This window comes from Capnocytophaga sp. FDAARGOS_737 (assembly GCF_009730375.1).
In the GTDB taxonomy this organism is placed as follows: Bacteria; Bacteroidota; Bacteroidia; order Flavobacteriales; family Flavobacteriaceae; genus Capnocytophaga; species Capnocytophaga leadbetteri.
In genome coordinates this window covers 566367-586862 of record NZ_CP046316.1, presented here as the reverse complement: position 1 = coordinate 586862, position 20496 = coordinate 566367, and the positions used below count along the sequence as shown (strand labels likewise).

19 protein-coding genes are annotated in these 20496 nt (G+C 41.3%); 2 read left to right on the top strand and 17 right to left on the bottom strand.

The annotated features are described in order from the left end of the window. The first annotated feature begins 6 nt into the window (after positions 1 to 6). Positions 7 to 1293 (top strand): dihydrolipoamide acetyltransferase family protein, encoded by a 1287-nt coding sequence (locus FOC45_RS02505; RefSeq protein ID WP_009388573.1) that lies wholly within the window; start codon positions 7 to 9, stop codon positions 1291 to 1293. Positions 1294 to 1370: 77 nt separating this feature from the next. Here the strand turns inward: FOC45_RS02505 and ftsZ are convergent, their stop codons facing one another. The 6 genes from ftsZ to FOC45_RS02475 form a co-directional block, all read right to left on the bottom strand. Further along, positions 1371 to 3173 (bottom strand): cell division protein FtsZ, encoded by a 1803-nt coding sequence (gene ftsZ, locus FOC45_RS02500; protein WP_009388575.1) that lies wholly within the window; start codon positions 3171 to 3173, stop codon positions 1371 to 1373. A gap of 23 nt (positions 3174 to 3196) precedes the next feature. After that, entirely contained in the window at positions 3197 to 4627 is a 1431-nt protein-coding gene (ftsA, locus tag FOC45_RS02495; protein WP_009388577.1) for a cell division protein FtsA, read from the bottom strand. Between the two features lie 252 nt (positions 4628 to 4879). Further along, entirely contained in the window at positions 4880 to 5617 is a 738-nt protein-coding gene (gene kdsB / locus FOC45_RS02490) for a 3-deoxy-manno-octulosonate cytidylyltransferase (protein ID WP_009388579.1), read from the bottom strand. Positions 5618 to 5703: 86 nt separating this feature from the next. Beyond that, on the bottom strand, positions 5704 to 7056 hold the full coding sequence (gene accC / locus FOC45_RS02485) for an acetyl-CoA carboxylase biotin carboxylase subunit (protein ID WP_009388581.1): 1353 nt from the start codon (positions 7054 to 7056) through the stop codon (positions 5704 to 5706). A gap of 37 nt (positions 7057 to 7093) precedes the next feature. Next, positions 7094 to 7597 carry an acetyl-CoA carboxylase biotin carboxyl carrier protein gene (gene accB, locus FOC45_RS02480; RefSeq protein ID WP_009388583.1) on the bottom strand — a complete coding sequence of 168 codons (504 nt, stop codon included), beginning with the start codon at positions 7595 to 7597 and terminating at the stop codon, positions 7094 to 7096. 27 nt (positions 7598 to 7624) lie between these two features. Further along, positions 7625 to 8635 (bottom strand): beta-ketoacyl-ACP synthase III, encoded by a 1011-nt coding sequence (locus FOC45_RS02475; RefSeq protein WP_009388584.1) that lies wholly within the window; start codon positions 8633 to 8635, stop codon positions 7625 to 7627. Positions 8636 to 8970: 335 nt separating this feature from the next. Here FOC45_RS02475 and FOC45_RS02470 point away from each other — a divergent pair, with 335 nt between their 5' ends. Continuing rightward, positions 8971 to 10599 carry an acyl-CoA carboxylase subunit beta gene (locus FOC45_RS02470; protein WP_009388589.1) on the top strand — a complete coding sequence of 543 codons (1629 nt, stop codon included), beginning with the start codon at positions 8971 to 8973 and terminating at the stop codon, positions 10597 to 10599. Between the two features lie 82 nt (positions 10600 to 10681). Here FOC45_RS02470 and ruvB read toward each other — a convergent pair whose 3' ends face one another. The 11 genes from ruvB to ctlX all read right to left on the bottom strand — a co-directional run bounded on the left by ruvB (position 10682) and on the right by ctlX (position 20317). Next, on the bottom strand, positions 10682 to 11704 hold the full coding sequence (gene ruvB, locus FOC45_RS02465; protein WP_009388592.1) for a Holliday junction branch migration DNA helicase RuvB: 1023 nt from the start codon (positions 11702 to 11704) through the stop codon (positions 10682 to 10684). A gap of 21 nt (positions 11705 to 11725) precedes the next feature. Next, positions 11726 to 12892: a pseudouridine synthase gene (locus FOC45_RS02460; RefSeq protein ID WP_084063407.1), complete on the bottom strand. Its 1167-nt coding sequence runs from the start codon at positions 12890 to 12892 to the stop codon at positions 11726 to 11728. Between the two features lie 65 nt (positions 12893 to 12957). Beyond that, the gene (atpG, locus tag FOC45_RS02455) at positions 12958 to 13812 is read right to left on the bottom strand and encodes an ATP synthase F1 subunit gamma (protein ID WP_034539386.1); all 855 of its coding nucleotides are present in this window, start codon (positions 13810 to 13812) and stop codon (positions 12958 to 12960) included. A 35-nt stretch (positions 13813 to 13847) separates the two neighbouring features. Further along, complete coding sequence (locus tag FOC45_RS02450) at positions 13848 to 14561, bottom strand: DUF1266 domain-containing protein (protein ID WP_009388597.1); 714 nt, start codon at positions 14559 to 14561, stop codon at positions 13848 to 13850. Between the two features lie 21 nt (positions 14562 to 14582). Continuing rightward, a complete protein-coding gene (atpA, locus tag FOC45_RS02445) occupies positions 14583 to 16163 on the bottom strand; it encodes a F0F1 ATP synthase subunit alpha (RefSeq protein WP_009388598.1) in 1581 nt (526 codons plus the stop codon). Between the two features lie 53 nt (positions 16164 to 16216). Continuing rightward, positions 16217 to 16765, bottom strand: coding sequence for an ATP synthase F1 subunit delta (gene atpH / locus FOC45_RS02440; protein WP_009388599.1), 549 nt, complete (start codon positions 16763 to 16765; stop codon positions 16217 to 16219). A 9-nt stretch (positions 16766 to 16774) separates the two neighbouring features. Further along, positions 16775 to 17266 (bottom strand): F0F1 ATP synthase subunit B, encoded by a 492-nt coding sequence (locus FOC45_RS02435; protein WP_009388600.1) that lies wholly within the window; start codon positions 17264 to 17266, stop codon positions 16775 to 16777. An 89-nt stretch (positions 17267 to 17355) separates the two neighbouring features. Next, a complete protein-coding gene (atpE, locus tag FOC45_RS02430; protein ID WP_009388602.1) occupies positions 17356 to 17556 on the bottom strand; it encodes an ATP synthase F0 subunit C in 201 nt (66 codons plus the stop codon). A gap of 41 nt (positions 17557 to 17597) precedes the next feature. Further along, positions 17598 to 18671, bottom strand: coding sequence for a F0F1 ATP synthase subunit A (atpB, locus tag FOC45_RS02425; protein WP_009388603.1), 1074 nt, complete (start codon positions 18669 to 18671; stop codon positions 17598 to 17600). A gap of 177 nt (positions 18672 to 18848) precedes the next feature. Continuing rightward, on the bottom strand, positions 18849 to 19367 hold the full coding sequence (locus FOC45_RS02420; RefSeq protein ID WP_009388604.1) for an adenine phosphoribosyltransferase: 519 nt from the start codon (positions 19365 to 19367) through the stop codon (positions 18849 to 18851). An 11-nt stretch (positions 19368 to 19378) separates the two neighbouring features. Then, positions 19379 to 20317, bottom strand: a complete 939-nt coding sequence (gene ctlX / locus FOC45_RS02415; protein WP_034539440.1) for a citrulline utilization hydrolase CtlX — start codon at positions 20315 to 20317, stop codon at positions 19379 to 19381. Between the last annotated feature and the right edge of the window lie 179 nt (positions 20318 to 20496).

The following is a 20496-nucleotide window of genomic DNA, read 5'->3' as shown; positions in this document are numbered from 1 at the left end:
ACAGAAATGGCAAGATACGAATTGAAATTACCCTCTATGGGTGAAAGTGTGGCTGAAGCTGTGGTTACCAACTGGCTCAAAAAGGTAGGCGACCCTATTGAAGCCGAAGAAGCTATTGTAGAAGTCGCTACTGACAAAGTAGACTCAGAAGTGCCCAGCGAAGTAAGTGGCATAGTTTCTGAAATCCTCTTCAAAGTAGATGAGGTAGTAAAAATAGGTCAGGTGATGGCTATCATCGAAACCCAAGAGTCAGCAGACGCCTCGGCTCCTCCTCAACAAACTGCTGAAATACTGATGCAAAACATAAGCGATATAAAAGAGACTACCCTTAGCCCTCAAATAGACTTTAGTGGTGCTGAGCGTTTCTACTCTCCTTTGGTGAAGAATATCGCTAAGCAAGAAGGTATTAGCCTTGATGAATTAGCCCATATAGAAGGCACCGGACTAAATAATAGGGTAACTAAAGACGATATCCTAGCTTATATAGCCCACAGAACCCAGCCTAAAGCTACTACTACTGTAGCTCCTACTCCAGCAGCCCCTGCAACAGCAAGCCCTATTGATCAGAGAAGCTATACTAAGCACGGCGAGGAACGCATAGAGATGAGCCGTATGGGCAAGATTATAGCTGAGCATATGACTCTCAGCAAGCAAACTTCTGCACACGTACAAAGCTTTACTGAAGTAGATGTAACCCGTATATGGCAGTGGCGCAACAAGGTGAAGAAAGCATTCGAGGCTAATGAAGGCGAGAAATTTACCTTTACTCCTATCTTTATGGAAGCTGTAGCTAAAGCCCTCATTGACTTCCCGATGATGAATATATCAGTAGAAGGAACCACTATTATTAAGAAGAAAAACATCAATATAGGAATGGCTACTGCTCTACCTGACGGCAACTTAATAGTACCTGTTATCAAAAATGCTGATGAGCTTAACTTAAGAGGTATGGCTAAGGTAGTAAATGACCTTGCTAAGCGAGCTCGCGCTAACCAGCTAAAACCCGATGAGGTAAAAGATGGTACTTATACGGTTACGAACATAGGTTCTTTTGGCAACGTTTTTGGCACACCTATTATCAATCAGCCGCAAGTTGGTATCTTGGCAATAGGAGCTATACAGAAAGTACCTGCTGTTATAGAAACGCCTGAAGGCGATGTGATTGGTATCCGCTATAAAATGATGCTCTCGCACAGTTATGACCACCGTGTAGTAAATGGGGCTTTAGGCGGTATGTTCGTACAACGCGTAGCTCAATATCTAGAAAAATGGGATATGAACCGTACCCTTTAAAATAAAGAGAAAACAAAAAAGGCTGTCTTTTAAAAAGACAGCCTTTTTTGTTTTCTCTTATCAAAAAGGTACAATTGTTAATCTACATTATCGTGTAGGTACGAATTGTTTTTTCGTATCTGAAACTCTCCTGAAGAGTCTTTCCCTACTGTAGTACGCGATTGAGCGTTAGCTGACGAACTAAATTTGTAGTTATAATCTTGCAAACGATTAGAACGTTTGTTCATTACATCTGAAATTCGCGCATCCATAGGGGTTAGCTTTATTTCAGTTTCTTCATCTTCAAACATTCTCATTTGTACAGGAGCATTATTAGGCTTTACTGGTGCAGCCATCTTCTCTTCTGTATTATATAGTACAAACTCATTGTTATTCACCGTTTTATTTTCTACAAACGAGGTCGGTTTGGCATCGCGAAAGGTGCGCTCTAACTCAGTATATTCCTCTAAAGTATAACGTATTTCACCTGCTTCATTCACTATAGGAGCTGAAGTATAACGGTTTTTAGGCTGCGATGGTTGTGGTTCATAATCTTCCTCACGCAATTGGTGTACAATAGGTGCAGCTACTTCAGCAGTAGCATAGACTTTTTGCTGGCGAGGCACTTCTTGCACTACCTCTTCTTTCTTAGGTTTTTCCCACTTAGGAGCTGTTTTATCTACTATTATAAAACTATCTTCTGTAGTTACCAATTCGCAGTCTGTCCAGATATTGAGTAGGTCAGTAAGTGCAGGTTCTTTTTTTACCTCAGGTACTGATGGCACAGGATAAACTTCTGTAGCATTAATAGCGGTATTGACTACCACCCCTTTAGGCTCTGTTAAATCGCGAGTAACAGTTTGATTGTCATCAAGGACGTGTATTACACGGCGTGGCTCAGCATTTACGATTTCTTTTTGCTGCTCTACATCAAAACCTGTAGCTACTACTACTACCGAAATAGCCTCGCCTAACGACTCGTCTTCACCAATACCATAGATAAGGTCAGCCATATTGTCGCCTGCTTGCTCCTGAATGTAGTTGTTAATTTCAGTCACTTCGCGCTGAGTAGCCTCTTTAGAGCCGTAAGTAATCAATACCAAGACATTTTTAGCTCCCACTATTTTGTTATCGTTTAGCAGTGGAGAGTTTAATGCCCCTGTTACGGCATCGCTTGCTCTGTTTTCGCCCTCACCTATTGCTGACCCCATAATAGCAGTACCTCCGTTTTCGAGTACTGTACGGGCATCGCGCAAGTCGATGTTTACCATATAATGCTTACTAATTACCTCAGCCATTCCTTTGGCAGCTTTTAGCAATATCTCATTGGCTTTGCCAAAACTTTCGCTGATAGTCAGTTCGCCATACATTTCGTTTATCTTATTGTTATTGATAACGATAAGCGAATCTACAGAATCGCGGAGTTTCTTTATACCCGCTTGTGCCTGACGACTGCGTTTTAAGCCTTCGAAGTTGAACGGAGTGGTAACGATAGCTACCGTTAATATGCCCATCTCTTTAGCCTTTTTAGCTATGATAGGCACTGCCCCTGTACCGGTACCGCCCCCCATACCCGCTGTGATAAATATCATTTGGGTATTCCCTTCAAGGGCTTTCTGGATGTTGTTTTCACTCTCTATAGCTGCTTTCTCTCCAATTTCAGGATTATTCCCTGCTCCTAACCCCTCGGTAAGTGTTACCCCTAACTGTATTTTGTTAGGAATGTTGCTGCTCTCAAGTGCTTGTGCATCGGTGTTGCAAATAAGGTAATCTACCCCATTGATACCATTATCGTACATAAAATTGACGGCGTTGCCCCCTCCTCCGCCTACTCCAATAACTTTTATATAATTACTGTTATTCTTTGGAAAATTAAATTGGACATCTTGTGTTTGTTCCATTATCTAAATCATAATTATTTGTTCTATATTTCTTCTTCAGTCTCGCCTATGAAATTTTTTATTTTCTTGCTGACTTTTTCCCAAAACCCTTTGCTACTCTTAGGTTCTTCCTCTTCCTCATCATCTTCTTCTATTTTTCGGCTGACCGCAGCAGCTGAGTCGTCTATAATAGTAGCTATTACTTTTTGTGTTTTATTAATTGGCTGTTCTGCAGGGATTTCTGCTCTGTCATCAGCCTCAGTTACTTCTTGTGCTTTAAGCTCTTCTAAACGTTTTTTGAACTGCTCTTCAGCCTGATTTTCTATAGCGTTCATCACCAATCCTATAGCGGTAGCATATATGGGTGAAGTAAGCTTAGGATCTGAATTATCAGCTAAATGTTCATCGGGGTAACCTATACGGGTGTCCATACCGGTAATGTATTCTACCAACTGCACTATGTGCTTTAGTTGGCTACCTCCTCCTGTAAGTACGATACCTGCAAAGAGTTTCTTCTTAGCCTCTTGGTAACCGTAGTTTTCTATCACCTTAAGCACCAAATTGATAATCTCGCTCACACGAGAATGGATAATCTTTGAAAGGTTTTTAAGGGTTATTTCTTTAGGTTCTTTTCCTTTTATCCCAGGTATAGAAACTATTTCATTATCGCGGTTTTCACCAGGCCAAGCTGACCCGTATTGCACTTTTAGCATCTCGGCCTGACGTGCCAAAATACCACAGCCATTTTTAATATCGTCTGTAATGATATTCCCTCCTAAAGGTACTACAGCTGTATGTCTGATGATGCCATCTTTGAAGATAGCCACATCGGTAGTACCTCCCCCTATATCGACTAATACTACCCCTGCATCTTTCTCTTCTTCGCTTAACACTGCTTCAGCCGAAGCGATAGGTTCGAGCGTTAGCCCTACAGGTTTTAGATTAGCGGTCTGTATGCAACGGGTGATACCCTTAATAGCATTTACCTGACCGATTACCAAATGAAAAGTAGCGTCTAAACGCTTGCCCATCATACCTATAGGCTCTTTTATTTCGCCTACATTATCTACTTTATAATCTTGTGGAAGGGCGTGAATGATTTTTTCACCAGGAGCCAAAGAAATAGAGAACACTTGCTCTTTCAAGCGTTCTAAGTCTTCAAAATCTATTAGCTTTTCAGGGTCGGTTCTAGTAATATAGTCGCTGTGCGAACGGCTTTTTATGTTTTGCCCCGCAATACCTGCTACTACATTTTCTATGTCGAGACCGGTTTTCTCTTTAGCATCTTGAATAGCATTCATAATCGACTGGGTAGCCTGCGCTATGTTATTCACTACTCCCTTATTGATGCCTTCACTCTTAGCCTGACCGTATCCTAAAATTTTTATCTTCCCGTATTCGTTTTTCGTCCCTACCATAGTTACAATCTTGGTAGTACCGATATCTAACCCTACGAAGTATTCCTTATATTTCATTTTTTTACACGTTTCTCTACTTCTTACAGATGTAGTCTCTCTTTTTTATTTATTTTATAACAATATTCTTAAAGAATTAGGTAGTTTTATGTATAGTGTGTATTTTAGTGTTGTATTAGACGTAGCAAAGATAATAAAAAAATAAAATCTTTCAGTATTTTTTTATCAAGAAGTTATCAACAATTTTATAAACTATTGATTGTCAAACTAAAGCAAAAAAAATATTTTTTATTTTTATGTATCCCCCTCTTTTTAGCTCTCTTTTTTCGAGAGTCGTATTCGTGCTTTTTCCAAATCATCGGGAGTATCAATCCCTATGGTGGATATATTTGTTAACGCCAAGCGTATTTTATATCCATTTTCTAAGTAACGCAATTGCTCCAACTTCTCTGTTTCTTCTAAAACAGAAGGGGGCAACTGGGTGAAACGTTGTAGAGCTGCTTTCCGGTAGGCATAGATACCGATATGCTTGTAATAAGGAGCTCCTACATCGGCACGTTGATAAGGAATTACTGACCTCGAAAAGTAAAGCGCTTCATTCTGGCGGTTTACCACTACCTTTACATTATTAGGATTGGCTATCTCTTCAGGCTCGGTGATTAGCTCCATTAGGCTCGCTACATATACAGTCTTATCAACATCTTTAGCGAAAATATCGATTACCTTTTCCAGATTTTCTTTATTGGTGAAAGGTTCATCGCCCTGCACATTCACGATAATATCGACTGGCAGGTCTTGTGAAGCTTCTGCTAAACGGTCGCTACCGCTGTTGTGTTCTTTTTTACTTCTGATAACCCTACCTCCTACTTCGCTGATAGCTTTTTCGATGCGGTCATCGTCAGTTACTACATACACCTCATCAAACAGTTGCGTATCCTTAACGCGCTGGTAAGTATGCACAATCACTGGCTTACCGCAGAGGTCTTGCATCAGTTTGGCTGGAAAACGCGTCGCACCATAACGCGCTGGTATCATTGCTATTACTTTCATATTTTTGATTTAACAATTAACCAATAACAAGGGACTATTAAAAAAACAACGTTTTTTTTGAATAGTCCCTTTATATTAATACTTCATTATTCTCCCACTTGGGGTTTCATCTTAAAATCTTCCATAAACTTAGTGGTGTAATTGCCCGCCAAATAATCGGGGTCATCCATCAACTGCAAATGGAATGGTATCGTGGTCTTTACGCCCTCTACCACAAACTCATCTAACGCACGACGCATCTTGGCTATCGCCTCTTCGCGCGTTTGCGCTGTGGTGATGAGCTTCGCTATCATAGAGTCGTAGTTAGGCGGAATCACATAACCGCTATACACGTGGGTATCAAGACGCACTCCGTGTCCGCCTGGTGCGTGTAGGGTAGTGATTTTGCCTGGTGAGGGTCTGAAGTCATTATAAGGGTCTTCAGCATTGATACGACATTCTATAGCGTGTAGTTTAGGGGTGTAGTTCTTGCCAGAAATAGGCACTCCTGCAGCTACCAATATTTGCTCTCTAATAAGGTCGTAATCAATTACTTGCTCAGTAATAGGGTGTTCTACTTGTATACGGGTGTTCATCTCCATAAAGTAGAAATTGCGGTCTTTGTCTACCAAAAACTCTACCGTACCAGCTCCCTCGTACTTGATGTACTCGGCTGCTTTTACGGCTGCCTCGCCCATACGCTTGCGAAGGTCTTCGGTCATAAAAGGCGAAGGAGTTTCTTCGGTTAGCTTCTGGTGGCGGCGCTGGATAGAGCAGTCGCGCTCTGATAGGTGGCAAGCCTTACCGTATTGGTCGCCTACTATCTGAATTTCGATGTGGCGAGGGTCTACGATAAGTTTTTCCATATACATAGCATCGTTGCCAAAGGCAGCTCCGGCTTCTTGCATTGCGCTATCAAGTGCTTTTTCGAGGTCTTCCTCTTTCCACACATCGCGCATACCACGCCCCCCGCCTCCGGCAGTAGCTTTCAGCATTACAGGGTAGCCTATCTCGGCCGCTATTTTCTTAGCGTGCTCGAGCGATTGTACTAATCCGTCAGAACCAGGCACCGTAGGTACGCCCGCCTCTTTCATAGTAGCTTTGGCTGAAGCCTTGTCGCCCATACGCTCTATCATTTCAGGTGATGCCCCGATGAATTTGATACCGTGTTCAGCACAAATCTTTGAAAACTTGGCATTTTCTGAAAGAAACCCATATCCTGGGTGGATAGCATCGGCATTGGTGATTTCGGCAGCTGCTATAATATTAGGTATTTTTAAGTATGAATCTTTGCTCGCTGGAGGGCCTATACACACGGCTTCGTCAGCAAAACGAACGTGCAAACTATCAGCATCGGCAGTAGAATATACCGCTACCGACTTGATACCCATTTCCCTACAAGTACGTATTACTCGCAAGGCTATCTCTCCGCGGTTAGCTATTAATATTTTTTTAAACATAGTATTCCTTTTTAAAAATAAAGGTTTTGGGTCTCATCTATGATGGGTCTACCAAATATAATGGTTGATCGAACTCTACAGGAGAAGAGTCGTCTACCAATATTTTTACGATTTTACCAGATACTTCTGATTCAATCTCGTTGAAAAGTTTCATCGCTTCGATGATACAGATAACGCTTCCTTTAGAAATAGTTGAACCTACTTCGACAAACAAAGGTTTATCTGGACCAGGGCGGCGATAGAAAGTGCCTATCATCGGTGATTTGATAGTGATATATTTGCTATCTTCACTAGGTGCAGATTTGTTTTCAGTAGCCTCTGGTGCCGCCACCGGAAGGGTCTGGGTAGGTAGGGGTTGCTGAATAGGCAACTGAGTGAGCTGCTGTGCTACAGGTAGTTGCTGCACATAGACTTGCTCTCTGCCACTCTCATCGGGATTGGTTTTGATGGTGATTTTTACATCCTCCATCTCCAATTTTACCTCACTTGCGCCCGACTTGGCAACAAATTTAATTAAGTTTTGAATGTCTCTTAAATCCATACGAATATATGTTTGCTCAATTGTTGTTTATTTTTTTACTTGGGCGCCGTCGTATGCCCATTTTAGGTATATAGCCCCCCAAGTGAAACCACCACCAAAGGCTGCTAATACTATGTTATCGCCTTTTTTGAGCTGTTGCTCGTAGTCATTAAGGGCGAGAATGATAGTAGCTGAAGTGGTATTGCCGTACTTGTGAATGTTTAGCATCACTTTTTCGGCAGGTAGCCCCATACGCTCGGCAGTGGCATCGATGATGCGCTTGTTAGCCTGATGCGGGGTGAGCCATTGTACATCATTATTAGTTAGGTTGTTGCGTTTTAGCACTTCTTCAGCCACATCGGCCATACCGGTTACTGCGTATTTGAAAACGGTCTTACCATCTTGAAACACAAAGTGTTGTTTTTCGGCTACTGTTTGAGCGGTGGTAGGACAAAGAGAACCTCCTGCCTTGATATACAAGTGGTTGCGGCCTATACCATCACTTTTCAGTATTTCGTCTTTGACCCCTAATCCTTCGTAGTTAGGCTCGAAAAGCGCTGCCCCTCCTCCATCGCCAAAGAGGATACAAGTAGCGCGGTCGGTATAATCAATAATAGACGACATTTTGTCGGCACCTACTAACAATACTTTTTTATAACGCCCTGACTCTATGTATTTGGCAGCTGCTGACACGCCAAATAAGAAACTTGAGCAAGCTGCTTGTAGGTCGAAAGCAAAAGCATTGGTTGCCCCTATTTGCGAAGCTACATAAGGCCCTGTAAGTGCTACGGGCATATCGGGAGTAGCTGTAGCAAGGATAAGCAGGTCTATCTCTTTAGGGTCTAAACCTTTCTTATTAAGGAGGTCTTTAGCAGCCTCTATAGCCAAGAAAGAGGTACCTTTTTGAGGGTCTTTCAAGATACGGCGTTCTCTGATACCTGTACGAGTGTAAATCCACTCATCATTTGTTTCTACCATTTTCTCGAGCATAGCATTGCTGAGTACATCCTCTGGTACATAGCCACCGATAGCGGTAATGGCAGCAGATATTTTCTCCATTGTAAATGTCAAGTTATTGTTATTCAATTATTGTGTTTTAGTATAGCACACAAATTTGGGGCAAAAATACATAATTATTTTGGTTTATCGCAAAAAAAGTTTAAAAAAATATTGATTATAGTAAATTTAAAGAGATAGATATGATATTTTTCTATTTTTAGGAGGCTTATTAGACGATTATACTTCGCTAATTTTTCGCTTATCCTTCGCTCTTCCTATATTGTTTCTATATCGTTTGTATAGGGTAAATAGTAAGAGAAAATTTTTCTGGTAATTGGTAAATTTGCTAATTGGCAAATTATGCACTACCTTTGTGCCCTCATTAAGTTTAGTAAATGGATATCGAATTTAACAGCAACGAAGATTTTAATAAATTAGCTCTCAGCGAATTGCGCAAACGCCTGAAAAAAGTAAAAGAAGGTGGCGGAGCTAAAAACTTAGAAAAACTACACGCTCAAGGTAAACTCTCTGCCCGTGAGCGTATTGACTATTTGTTAGACAAAAACACTCGCTCTATAGAAATCGGTGCTTTTGCCGGCGATGGTATGTATGCCGAGCACGGAGGCTGCCCTTCAGCAGGCGTGGTAGTAGTAATAGGCTATGTGTCTGGAAAACAGTGCATAATAGTAGCTAATGACGCTACCGTAAAAGCAGGTGCGTGGTTCCCGATTACTGCCAAAAAAAACCTACGCGCCCAAGAAATAGCTATCGAAAATAATTTACCTATCATCTATTTAGTAGATAGTGCAGGCGTTTTCTTGCCCTTGCAAGATGAGATTTTCCCTGATAAAGAGCATTTCGGACGTATTTTCAGAAATAATGCCTTGATGAGTAGCAAAGGCATCACCCAAATAGCCGTAGTGATGGGTAGCTGTGTGGCTGGAGGTGCTTATTTGCCTATTATGAGCGATGAAGCCCTAATCGTAGATAAAACTGGCTCTATCTTCTTGGCTGGCAGCTACTTAGTAAAAGCTGCTATAGGTGAAAATATCGACAACGAAACATTAGGAGGGGCTACCACTCACTGTGAAATTAGTGGGGTAACCGATTACAAAGCGACTGATGACCGCGATGCTTTAGACCGCGTACGCCGCACTATGGCAAAACTCGCTGACTACGAAAAGGCTGGCTTTAATCGCTCTGAACCTCACGCCCCTATAAAAGACCCGAACGAAATATACGGTATTCTGCCCAAACTGCGCAGTGAGCCGTATGATATGAGGGAAATTATCCTCCGCTTAGTTGATAATTCAGAATTTGACGAGTATAAAGAGGGCTATGGACAGACGCTCCTCACTGGCTATGCGCGCATAGATGGCTGGGCGGTAGGTATTGTAGCCAACCAACGCAAGGTGGTAAAAAGCAAAAAGGGTGAAATGCAGTTTGGAGGGGTTATCTATTCTGATAGCGCTGACAAGGCAACACGCTTCATTGCTAACTGCAATCAAAAGAAAATTCCGCTTGTATTTCTGCAAGATGTTACCGGTTTTATGGTGGGTTCAAAATCAGAACACGGAGGTATTATAAAAGACGGTGCTAAATTAGTAAATGCGGTTGCTAACTCGGTAGTACCAAAGTTTACCGTAGTAGTAGGAAACTCTTATGGGGCAGGCAATTACGCTATGTGTGGCAAAGCCTATGACCCTCGCCTTATCGTTTCTTGGCATAGTGGCAATATAGCCGTGATGGGGGGAGCTCAGGCCGCTAAAGTACTCCTACAGATAGAAACTGCCACCCTTAAGAAGAAAGGAGAAGAGATAACCGCTGAAAAAGAAGCGTCGCTCTTTAAGCACATCAAAGATAAGTATGACGAACAGATTTCGCCTTACTATGCGGCTGCCCGTCTATGGACAGATGCTATTATCGACCCTCTACAAACCCGCCAATGGATTTCGATGGGTATAGAAGCGGCGAACCACGCGCCTATAGAAAAACCTTTTAACTTAGGAGTAATACAAGTATAACCCATAATACAACACAAAAAAACTTTGCCAAAGTACTGATTTAGTACTTTGGCAAAGTTTTTTTGTTAATCTACAATATACCTTATTCGAAGTTCATCATCGATAGTTGATAGCTACGCCCTAAGTGTTTGTAGGCTAACTCTGTAACCTCGCGCCCACGAGGGGTACGCACTATAAAGCCTTGTTGAATAAGGAAAGGCTCATACACCTCTTCTATAGTTTCAGCACTTTCAGAGACAGCCGTAGCAAGGGTTGTAATCCCAACAGGGCCTCCTTTAAACTTATCGATGAGGGTACTGAGTATTCTGTTGTCCATTTCATCTAAGCCGTGTGCATCGACATTTAGGGCTTTGAGTCCGAATCTTGTAATTTCAATATCTATCTTGCCATTACCTTTTATCTGAGCAAAATCGCGGATGCGGCGCAAAAGGGCATTGGCGATACGCGGAGTACCTCTGCTCCTGCTCGCTAACTCGATAGCTGCTTCCATAGAAATAGGCATCTTTAGGATAGAAGCACTGCGCTGTATAATGTCAGCTAAAAGCTCAGTAGAATAATACTGTAGTCGGCTTTGTATACCGAAGCGCGCGCGCATAGGGGCTGTGAGCAAGCCAGAACGGGTAGTGGCTCCTATCAGTGTAAAAGGGTTTAGATTGATTTGTACTGTGCGGGCATTAGGCCCTGACTCTATCATTATATCAATCTTATAGTCTTCCATAGCTGAGTACAGATACTCTTCTACCACTGGACTCAAGCGGTGTATTTCGTCTATAAAAAGTACATCGCGCTCCTGAAGATTTGTGAGCAATCCTGCCAAATCACCAGGTTTATCGAGCACAGGGCCTGAGGTTATCTTAATACCTACCCCCAACTCATTAGCCAAGATGTGAGCCAATGTAGTTTTACCCAAGCCCGGAGGGCCGTGAAAAAGGGTATGGTCGAGGGCTTCGTTGCGCATATTGGCAGCTTTTACGAAGACTTTGAGATTCTCTAATACCGCCTCTTGTCCTGCAAAATCATCAAAAGACAAAGGGCGCAGGGCTCGCTCAATATCAAGCTCCTGCGCCGAGTAATTTTCTTTATTAGGGTTTAAGTTCTTATTCATTACAAATTTGCTAATGGCTAATTATCTCATATTTCTAAGATTAATAACCTCTTGCTGTGTGAGTCTGCGCCAATGTCCGCGAGGCAAGTCTTTTTTAGTAAGCCCCGCAAATACTACACGATCAAGTTTATCTACCTGATAGCCCAAGTGCTCAAAGATACGGCGTACTATACGGTTTCTACCACTATGTATCTTTATTCCGATTTCGTTTTTAGGCTTTTGATCTACATAGCTTATTTCATCTACCTGAATAAAGCCGTCTTCTAACTCTAAGCCTTGTTCGATAGCTATAAAGTCTTTGTACTCAAGCTTGCGGTCAAGGATTACGTGGTATATCTTGCGCACTCCGTGAGTAGGATGGGTTAGCTTCTTAGTTAGCTCGCCATCATTTGTTAGGAGTAGCAACCCTGTAGTAGCTCTATCCAAGCGCCCTACTGGCAAGATGCGCGCATTGGTAGCGTTAGCAACTAAGTCCATTACGGTTTTGCGTCCTTTTTCATCATTGGTAGTGGTGATAAAGCCTTTAGGTTTGTTTAGCAAAATGTATTCTTTCTTCTCTGAAGAGAGCAGCTTACCATCAAAACGCACCTCATCTGTAGGCTTTACTCTATAGCCCAAAGTAGTCATTACCTCGCCATTTACTGTTACGTTGCCCGCTGAAATATACATATCAGCATTGCGGCGTGAACAGATACCTGCATCGGCTATGTATTTGTTTAGACGTATCTCGGCAGTAGGAGTAGGCGCGTATTCTACTGAAGCGGTATTGCTTTGGTAGTTGCTATAAGGCTTTTTGTAAGGTTTTCTATAGCCTTCATTTCTATTGAAGCGCTCATTTCTACTGAAATTATCATTCCTGTTAAAGCCTTCATTGCGCTTGTATTCATTATTCTTCTTAAATCCATCATTCTTTTTAAAATCATCATTGCGCTTGTAGCCTTCATTTCGTTTAAAACCTTCCTCACTTCTAAAGTTGTCATTTCTTTTAAAGTTAGGGGTATATGATTTTCTGTTTTCTGAGGAAGAGTCGTTTTGGTCTCTATTGCTATTGTTATAGCGATTATTACTATAGCGATTAGGGGTATAAGTGCCTCTCTCGTTTTTTTCAGAATAATTGTTTTTCTTATAATTATTATTTTTTTGTGAGAAGCCATTGTTGCTCTCTCTGTAGTTTCTTTTGTTTTCCATACAAATTAATTCTCTCTATTTTATCTCTTTTTTATAAATCGCCTCTCGGCCTTTCCTATTCTCTTTTATGACAGCGCTTCTGAACCTCCTACTATCTCTATAATCTCACCAGTAATAGTGGCTTGGCGAGCTTTGTTGTAGGTAAGTATCAATTCATTTTTAAGGTCTTGTGCATTGTCTGTAGCTTTGTGCATAGCCGTCATACGAGCTCCGTGTTCAGCAGCTACCGAATCGCGTAGAGCTTTAAAAAGCTGTGTTTTGAGCGAGCGCGGTATAAGTTGTGTTACTATCTCTTGTTTTGATGGCTCATAAAGGTAGTCTGTAGTAGTCTTCTTGTCGGTTACTACTGGCTGTATAGGCAAGAAAGTTTCTTCAGTAAGTATTTGGGTAGCAGCATTTTTAAAGCTGTTATACACCAACACTATCTGGTCAAACTCGCCATTAGTATAGCGTGTCATCAGTGTTTCTGCCAATGAAGCAGCATTAGCAAAAGTGAGCTTGTCAAAGATGTGATTATTATTATCGAGCACCTTATCGGTCTTTTTAAGCACATCATTCCCTTTTTTGCCAATAGTGTAGTATTGCACCTCCTTATCCTTGTAGGTAGTTTGTGTAAGTTCAATTACTTTTTTTACTACGTTAGCATTAAAGGCACCACAGAGACCTCTATTAGAGGTAATTGCCACCAATAGCACACGCTTTACAGCACCTTTGCGAGGATTGTAAATATTCTCGCTGCCTAATGCCGAACTCAAGTGTTCTAATAGCTGCTTGAGCTTGTATGCATAAGGTTTCATCGCTATGATAGCATCTTGAGCCTTTTTTAGCTTGGCTGCTGATACCATTTTCATAGCCCCTGTGATTTGCATCGTTGAGCTTACTGATGAAATCCTGCTTCGTATTTCTTTTAAATTTGCCATTTTATCAATTAACAATTAGCAATTTACCATTGCTGTTAAAAAGGGTATTTCTGATAAACATCTATATCTTCTATCTTCCTTAATGAAGGCGACTTACTGTGGAATAACTGTGAGGTTAGAATTATAAGGTCTTCTAAATCAAAACCTTGAATAGTACGCCCTAAAAGGAAAGAGATAGTATATTCTTGCCAATTTTTGCCTTGTTCTTTTGCAATAGCTGATACTTGATTTAAAACTTCCCACATTTCAGCTTCTTTAAGATACTTACACCAATAGCACCATTTAGCCAAAGAAGCCGCTCTACATAAATCCCAAGCATAAGCCGACTTTACTGCCTCTACTTCTGCTACTTCTATCCCTAACCCTTTAGCTATTTGCTTCTGAATTTTGCTAATCTCAGGCGAAGTTTCTGTTAGCAAATGCCTAAACTGCAACGAACGTTTCTGTGCCAATAGGTCACCAATAGTTTCTTTTGCTGAAGCTGTATCGGTTATTTCCCACTGCTGGCGCAAACCAAACTGATACCTATCTAACACCTCTTTAGGCATAAGGCTTGTGAGGCTCTCACCGCGATAATAAGCCAATATCGCTCCATAAGTAAGCAATCGTTTTTGCTCCTCAGTCAAAGGAGTTTGATTGATATGTCCTATTTGTCCTTGCAAACGTTTCTTTGCATAGGCTCTAGTTACAAAAAACTGGAGTATTACTAAGAGAACAGCCCCAATAATTACATATAAAGTAGTTGACATAACAATTAGGATTTATATTTACTATACTGCGTATTTTTCAGCCAATTCTTTAGCTACTTTTTCGAGTGTAGCGGTAATCTCATCGGTTAGTTTACCTGCTTTAAGCTCGTCTAACACATCGCGATGCGATACATTCAAGAACTCTAAGTACTCTCTCTCAAATTCTTTTACTTTATTTACAGGCACTTGGCGCAATAGGTTTTTAGATCCTGCATAGATAATCGCAATTTGGTTTTCTACCGGATAAGGGTCACTTTGTGGCTGTTTCAAGATTTCCACATTGCGTTTACCTTTTTCTATAACTCCCATAGTAGCCGCATCAAGGTCAGAACCAAACTTAGCAAAAGCTTCAAGCTCGCGGTATTGCGCTTGGTCTAACTTAAGTGTACCAGCTACTTTCTTCATCGATTTAATCTGTGCCGACCCCCCCACACGCGATACCGAGATACCTACGTTAATAGCCGGACGTACCCCTGAGTTGAAAAGGTCAGACTCCAAGAATATCTGCCCGTCAGTAATCGAAATTACGTTAGTAGGGATATAAGCCGATACGTCTCCTGCTTGTGTTTCGATAATTGGCAAAGCTGTTAGCGAACCTCCTCCTTTTACTAAAGGAGCTATACTTTCTGGCAAGTCGTTCATTTGGCGCGCTATGGCATCATCACCAATCACTTTAGCAGCACGCTCTAAGAGGCGAGAGTGCAAGTAGAACACGTCACCAGGGTAAGCCTCACGTCCAGGCGGGCGGCGTAATAACAACGATACCTCACGATAAGCTACTGCTTGTTTAGAAAGGTCATCATAGATAATAAGGGCTGGTCTACCTGTATCGCGGAAGTACTCACCTATAGCGGCACCAGCAAAAGGAGCATATACCTGCATTGGCGCTGGGTCTGAAGCGTTAGCTGCTACGATAGTCGTATAGGCTAAAGCACCTGCATCTTCCAAAGTCTTAGTAATCCCTGCTACTGTTGAAGCTTTCTGACCGATAGCCACATAGATACAGTATACTGGTTTGCCTGCATCATAAAACTCTTTTTGGTTTAGAATAGTATCTATACACACCGTAGTTTTACCTGTCTGACGGTCACCAATCACCAACTCACGTTGTCCGCGCCCTATTGGTATCATCGCGTCAATCGCTTTAACACCTGTTTGTAGTGGCTCGTTCACCGGCTGACGGAAGATAACCCCAGGAGCCTTACGCTCTAATGGCATTTCATACAACTGCCCTGTAAGAGGCCCTTTACCGTCTATAGGTTGTCCTAATGTATTAACCACACGCCCTACGATACCCTCGCCCACATTAATAGAGGCAATAAGTCCGGTGCGTTTTACAATATCACCTTCTTTTATATCAGTTGACGGACCTAAAAGGGTGATACCAACGTTATCTTCCTCAAGGTTAAGGACGATACCTTTCAGTCCGTTATCAAATTTTACTAATTCACCATACTGCGCATTCGATAGCCCGAAGATACGCGCAATACCATCGCCCACCTGCAATACTGTTCCTACTTCTTCTAAGGACGCATTGGCATCAAAGTGTGCTAATTGTTCTTTTAAAATTGCTGAAATTTCAGCGGCTTTAATTTCTGCCATCTTTTTCAGTTTTTAGTTATGAGTCGTTGTCTTTATTCCTTATTATTAACTATTTACACAAACAGTTTCTCTTGAAAATCTTGCTGTAGCTTGTTCAGTTTATAAGCTACACTATCGTTGTACTGAATATCGCCTACGCGCAATATAAACCCTCCTATGATATTGGCATCTACCTTATTTTCAAGGGTAATATTACTGTTGTTAGTAAGGCTAATCACCTTGTGTAGCACCTCGCGCTGAGTGCGCTCATCTAAAGGTATTGCGGTGGTAACTACAGCTATTTTGTGGTGTTTATACTCATTGTATTGCCATACAAACTTCTCTGCTATAACCCCAAGCATAGGCAAACGCCTATTGGCTATCAGCAGGTCGAATAAGCGATGCACTTCAGGAGTGATAGAAGTAAATACTTTATTGAGAACCTCCTTTTTTACGATAGTCTTAACGATGGGCGAAATAAGCATCCGCTCCAAATCCTTACTACCTTTCACGGTTTTATCAATAAGCGACATATCTTGATACACTGCCTCCAAAGCGTTCTGCTGTAGAGCGTATTCCAAGAGTGCTTTAGCATATCTATTAGCAGCTCTAAATCCGTACATACCTTTCCTTTAGTTTAAAGTGACACTTTTTAAATAGTCATTGATAAGGGCTGTTTGCCTTTTCTCATCAGAAAGTTCATTCTTCATCACCTTCTGTGCCATTTGTATAGAAAGTGAGGCTACTTGGTCTTTCAGCTGTGCTAAGGCTACTTTCTTTTCGCTCTCTATCACCTGTTTAGCTTGTTTAATGAGCTTTTCGCCTTCGCGTCCAGCTTCTTCTTTAGCTTCAGCTACTATTTTATCTTTTATCTCACGTGCCTCTTTTAGCATAGCGTCTCTTTCTGCGCGTGCTTCAGCCAGTAGTCGTTCGTTGTCAGCCTTTAGATTTGCCATTTGCGCACGTGCTTCCTCAGCACTTTCTAAGGCTTTATTGATAGACTCTTCGCGCTGTTTCACTGCTCCCATAATAGGTTTCCAAGCATATTTACCTAACAGAAAGAGCAATATCAAAAAAATGAGGGTATTCCAAAATAATAAACTTTCAGGATGTGCTAAATTCATTTTATTTAGTTATTAGTCGTTAGTCATTAGTCATTAGTCATTAGTAAAACCGTTGTGCAACCAACCGTTACACAACGATTTTAGGTGTTTTACTTCGCGATAAAAGCTACTACCACCGCAAAAAGGGCAACCCCTTCTATAAGAGCGGCAGCGATAATCATCGCGGTTTGGATTTTTGAAGCTACTTCTGGTTGGCGAGCGATTCCCTCAACGGCAGAACCACCAATTTTACCAATACCGATACCGGCTCCAATGGCTGCTAATCCAGCCCCAATTCCTGCTAAAACCATATATAAAAAATTTAAAATAAGTTACTCTTTAATTCTAATTATTAGTGATGTTCTTCTTCTACTGCTTGTCCTATAAATAGTGCCGATAATAAGGTAAACACATAGGCTTGCAGCGCTGCTACCAATAGCTCCAACGTACTCATAAACAGCGTAAAGAGCACCGAAACAGGCGATATAGCAATAGTACCAAAGATAAATATTAGCGATATCAAACTAAGTATGATGATGTGTCCTGCGGTAATATTAGCAAACAAACGTATCATCAGCGCAAAAGGCTTAGTGAATATACTCAATACTTCTATAGGTATCATTATAGGCAATATCCACGTAGGTACCCCTGGTGGCGCAAAAATATGTTTCCAATAGTTTCGTTTGCTACTAAATAAAGTGATAAGCAGGGTAAAGACAGCCAATATACCTGTGAAAAGTATATTATTAGTCATTGTGCCTGCAAAGGGGAAGAAAGGTATAAGCCCAAAAAGGTTACCTACCCATATCAAGAAAAACACCGTAAGCAGATAAGGCATATACCGAGCGTAGTGCTTTTCACCTATATTAGGGATAGCTATATCATCGCGTACAAATAACACTAAGGGTTCTAAGAAGCCCGCAAGCCCTTTAGGCGCTTTGTCGTTCTTCTTATAAGAGCGTGCCATACCGATAAACAGACATAGCAACAACGCTGAGGCTAAAAGCATCGAAAACACATTCTTAGTGATTGAAAAGTTAAGCGGACGCGCATTAGTTACTTGTCCTTTTTCATCTAAAGAAACTGTATTTTCAGCATTTGCGTAATAAATATCTTCGTGATAACGCACGAACTTCTGTCCTCCGCGTTCTACCACTACTTTGCCCTCATTGTCATGCTCAAAAGCGTTAGACATAAACATCACTAAACCGTTGTCTGTCCAAAGTATTACAGGCAGCGGAATAGCATACGCGTGATGATTAAAATCCATCACGTGAAAGTCGTGAGAGTCATTAACATGCTCATCTATTAGCTTATTAATTTGAAAAGGTTCTTCTTCTGCCTCATTTGCAGAAGCAAACCCTTGTAATGGGAATAGAGAAACTAAAAATAAAGCGATATATGCGATATAACCTTTTAGTGCCATTGCTATTTATTTTTATTCGTGCAAATATAGAAGTTTTTATTTAAGTGACGAAATTTTTAAGAAACTTTTTACAATACTATTTTATAAAGCACTGATAATCAACAAAAACAAAAATCCTATTTTCGTAATTTTTCTTTTAAGACAGTAGTTTTTCCGATTATTAGTTGCATTAAGCCTCTAAAGAATACTGTATACGGAGAGTCCCTTTAGTTTTTCGCGCCCGTTAAGGAAGTGCAACTCCATCAAAAAGTCGAGTTGTACTATATCGCCTCCAAGTCGTTCCACTAACTTTACCACTGCTTCAGCAGTACCTCCTGTAGCGAGTATATCATCGTGTATAAGCACTTTTTCACCTTTAGCGATGGCATCTTCGTGAATTTCAAGTACATCTTGTCCATATTCCAAATCGTAGGTTTGCGAAAGCGTTTTATAGGGCAATTTCCCTTTTTTGCGTACCGGTACAAAGCCAGCACCCAAGCGTTGCGCTAGTAGCATACCGAAGAAGAAGCCACGGCTTTCCATCCCTACCACCTTATCAACTTTCTGCCCCCCAAGGTTTTCCACCAATAGGTCGATAACGTACTCCACCCCTTTCACATCCATTAGCAGAGGGGTGATATCTTTAAAAATAATTCCTTCTTTAGGAAAATCTTTAATATCGCGTATTTTGCTCTGAATATATTCTTTTTTGTCCATTTTTTTAGTTATTAATCGTTAGCTATAGGGTTAAAAACTTCTGCCATCATACAGCGGGCACTACCGCCGCCACAAGTTTCTATGGTCTCTAAATTGCTGTGAATGATAGGACAATGCTTCTCAATCGCTTGCCGCTGTGCGGCTGTCAGACAGTTGTAGGCAGCGTCACTCATCACCAAATACGACCTGTCAGCCCCTTGCACTTGCAGCATATTGCCCGCGTATTGGTACATCTGTTCTGCAGTGATACTGATAATCTCTTTGTGGTCTTCTTTTAGGTGGTGCAACACATTTTTGCGTTCGCTTTTGTCAGTGATAGTATCCAAACACACCACCGCAAAATCCTCACCTAAAGCCATCATCACATTTGTGTGATAGATAGGCACTTGCTTATTATCAACCTGCTGATAAGCGCTAAATATCACAGGGGTATATTCAAAATCCTCGCAAAACTCAATAAAAAGGTCTTCATCAGCACGAGGCGAGAGCGCACAATAAGCTTTCCGATTTACTCTATCGAGTATCATAGCCCCTGTACCTTCCAAAAACACGTTTTCCTTTTCAGCTTCGGTATAGTCATACACATTTTCTATGGCGAACCCCTCAGCTTCCACCCTATCCAAAATATCCTCGCGACGTTCACGACGACGATTTTCAGCAAACATAGGGTATATAGCCACATCACCGTTTTGGTGAAAGGTAATCCAGTTGTTGGGGAACACCGAATCAGGAGTATTTTGTTCGTAGATATCATCTACCACTATCACTTTCACCCCTACTATGCGCAGTTTATGCACCAAAGCATCAAACTCTTGTTGAGCCTGACGGTTGATTTCCTCATTTTTCAAATCCATTTCCTCTTGGAAATAGTTATTAACTAGCGTTTCTTCATTCATACGGAAGCGCACAGGGCGCACCATTAGTACGGTATTGGTAAGTTGTTTTTTCATCATAAATGTTTAATGCGGTCAGCAATCAAAGGCACAAAGGTACAAATAATTTATCAATTAGCAAATTTGCTTATTAGCAGATTTTTTTTTCTCTCCCCACTTACCCTTTACAAACGATATAGGAACGATACAGGAAGAGCTAAGGATAAGCGAACGATAAGCGACCCATTACCGAAATA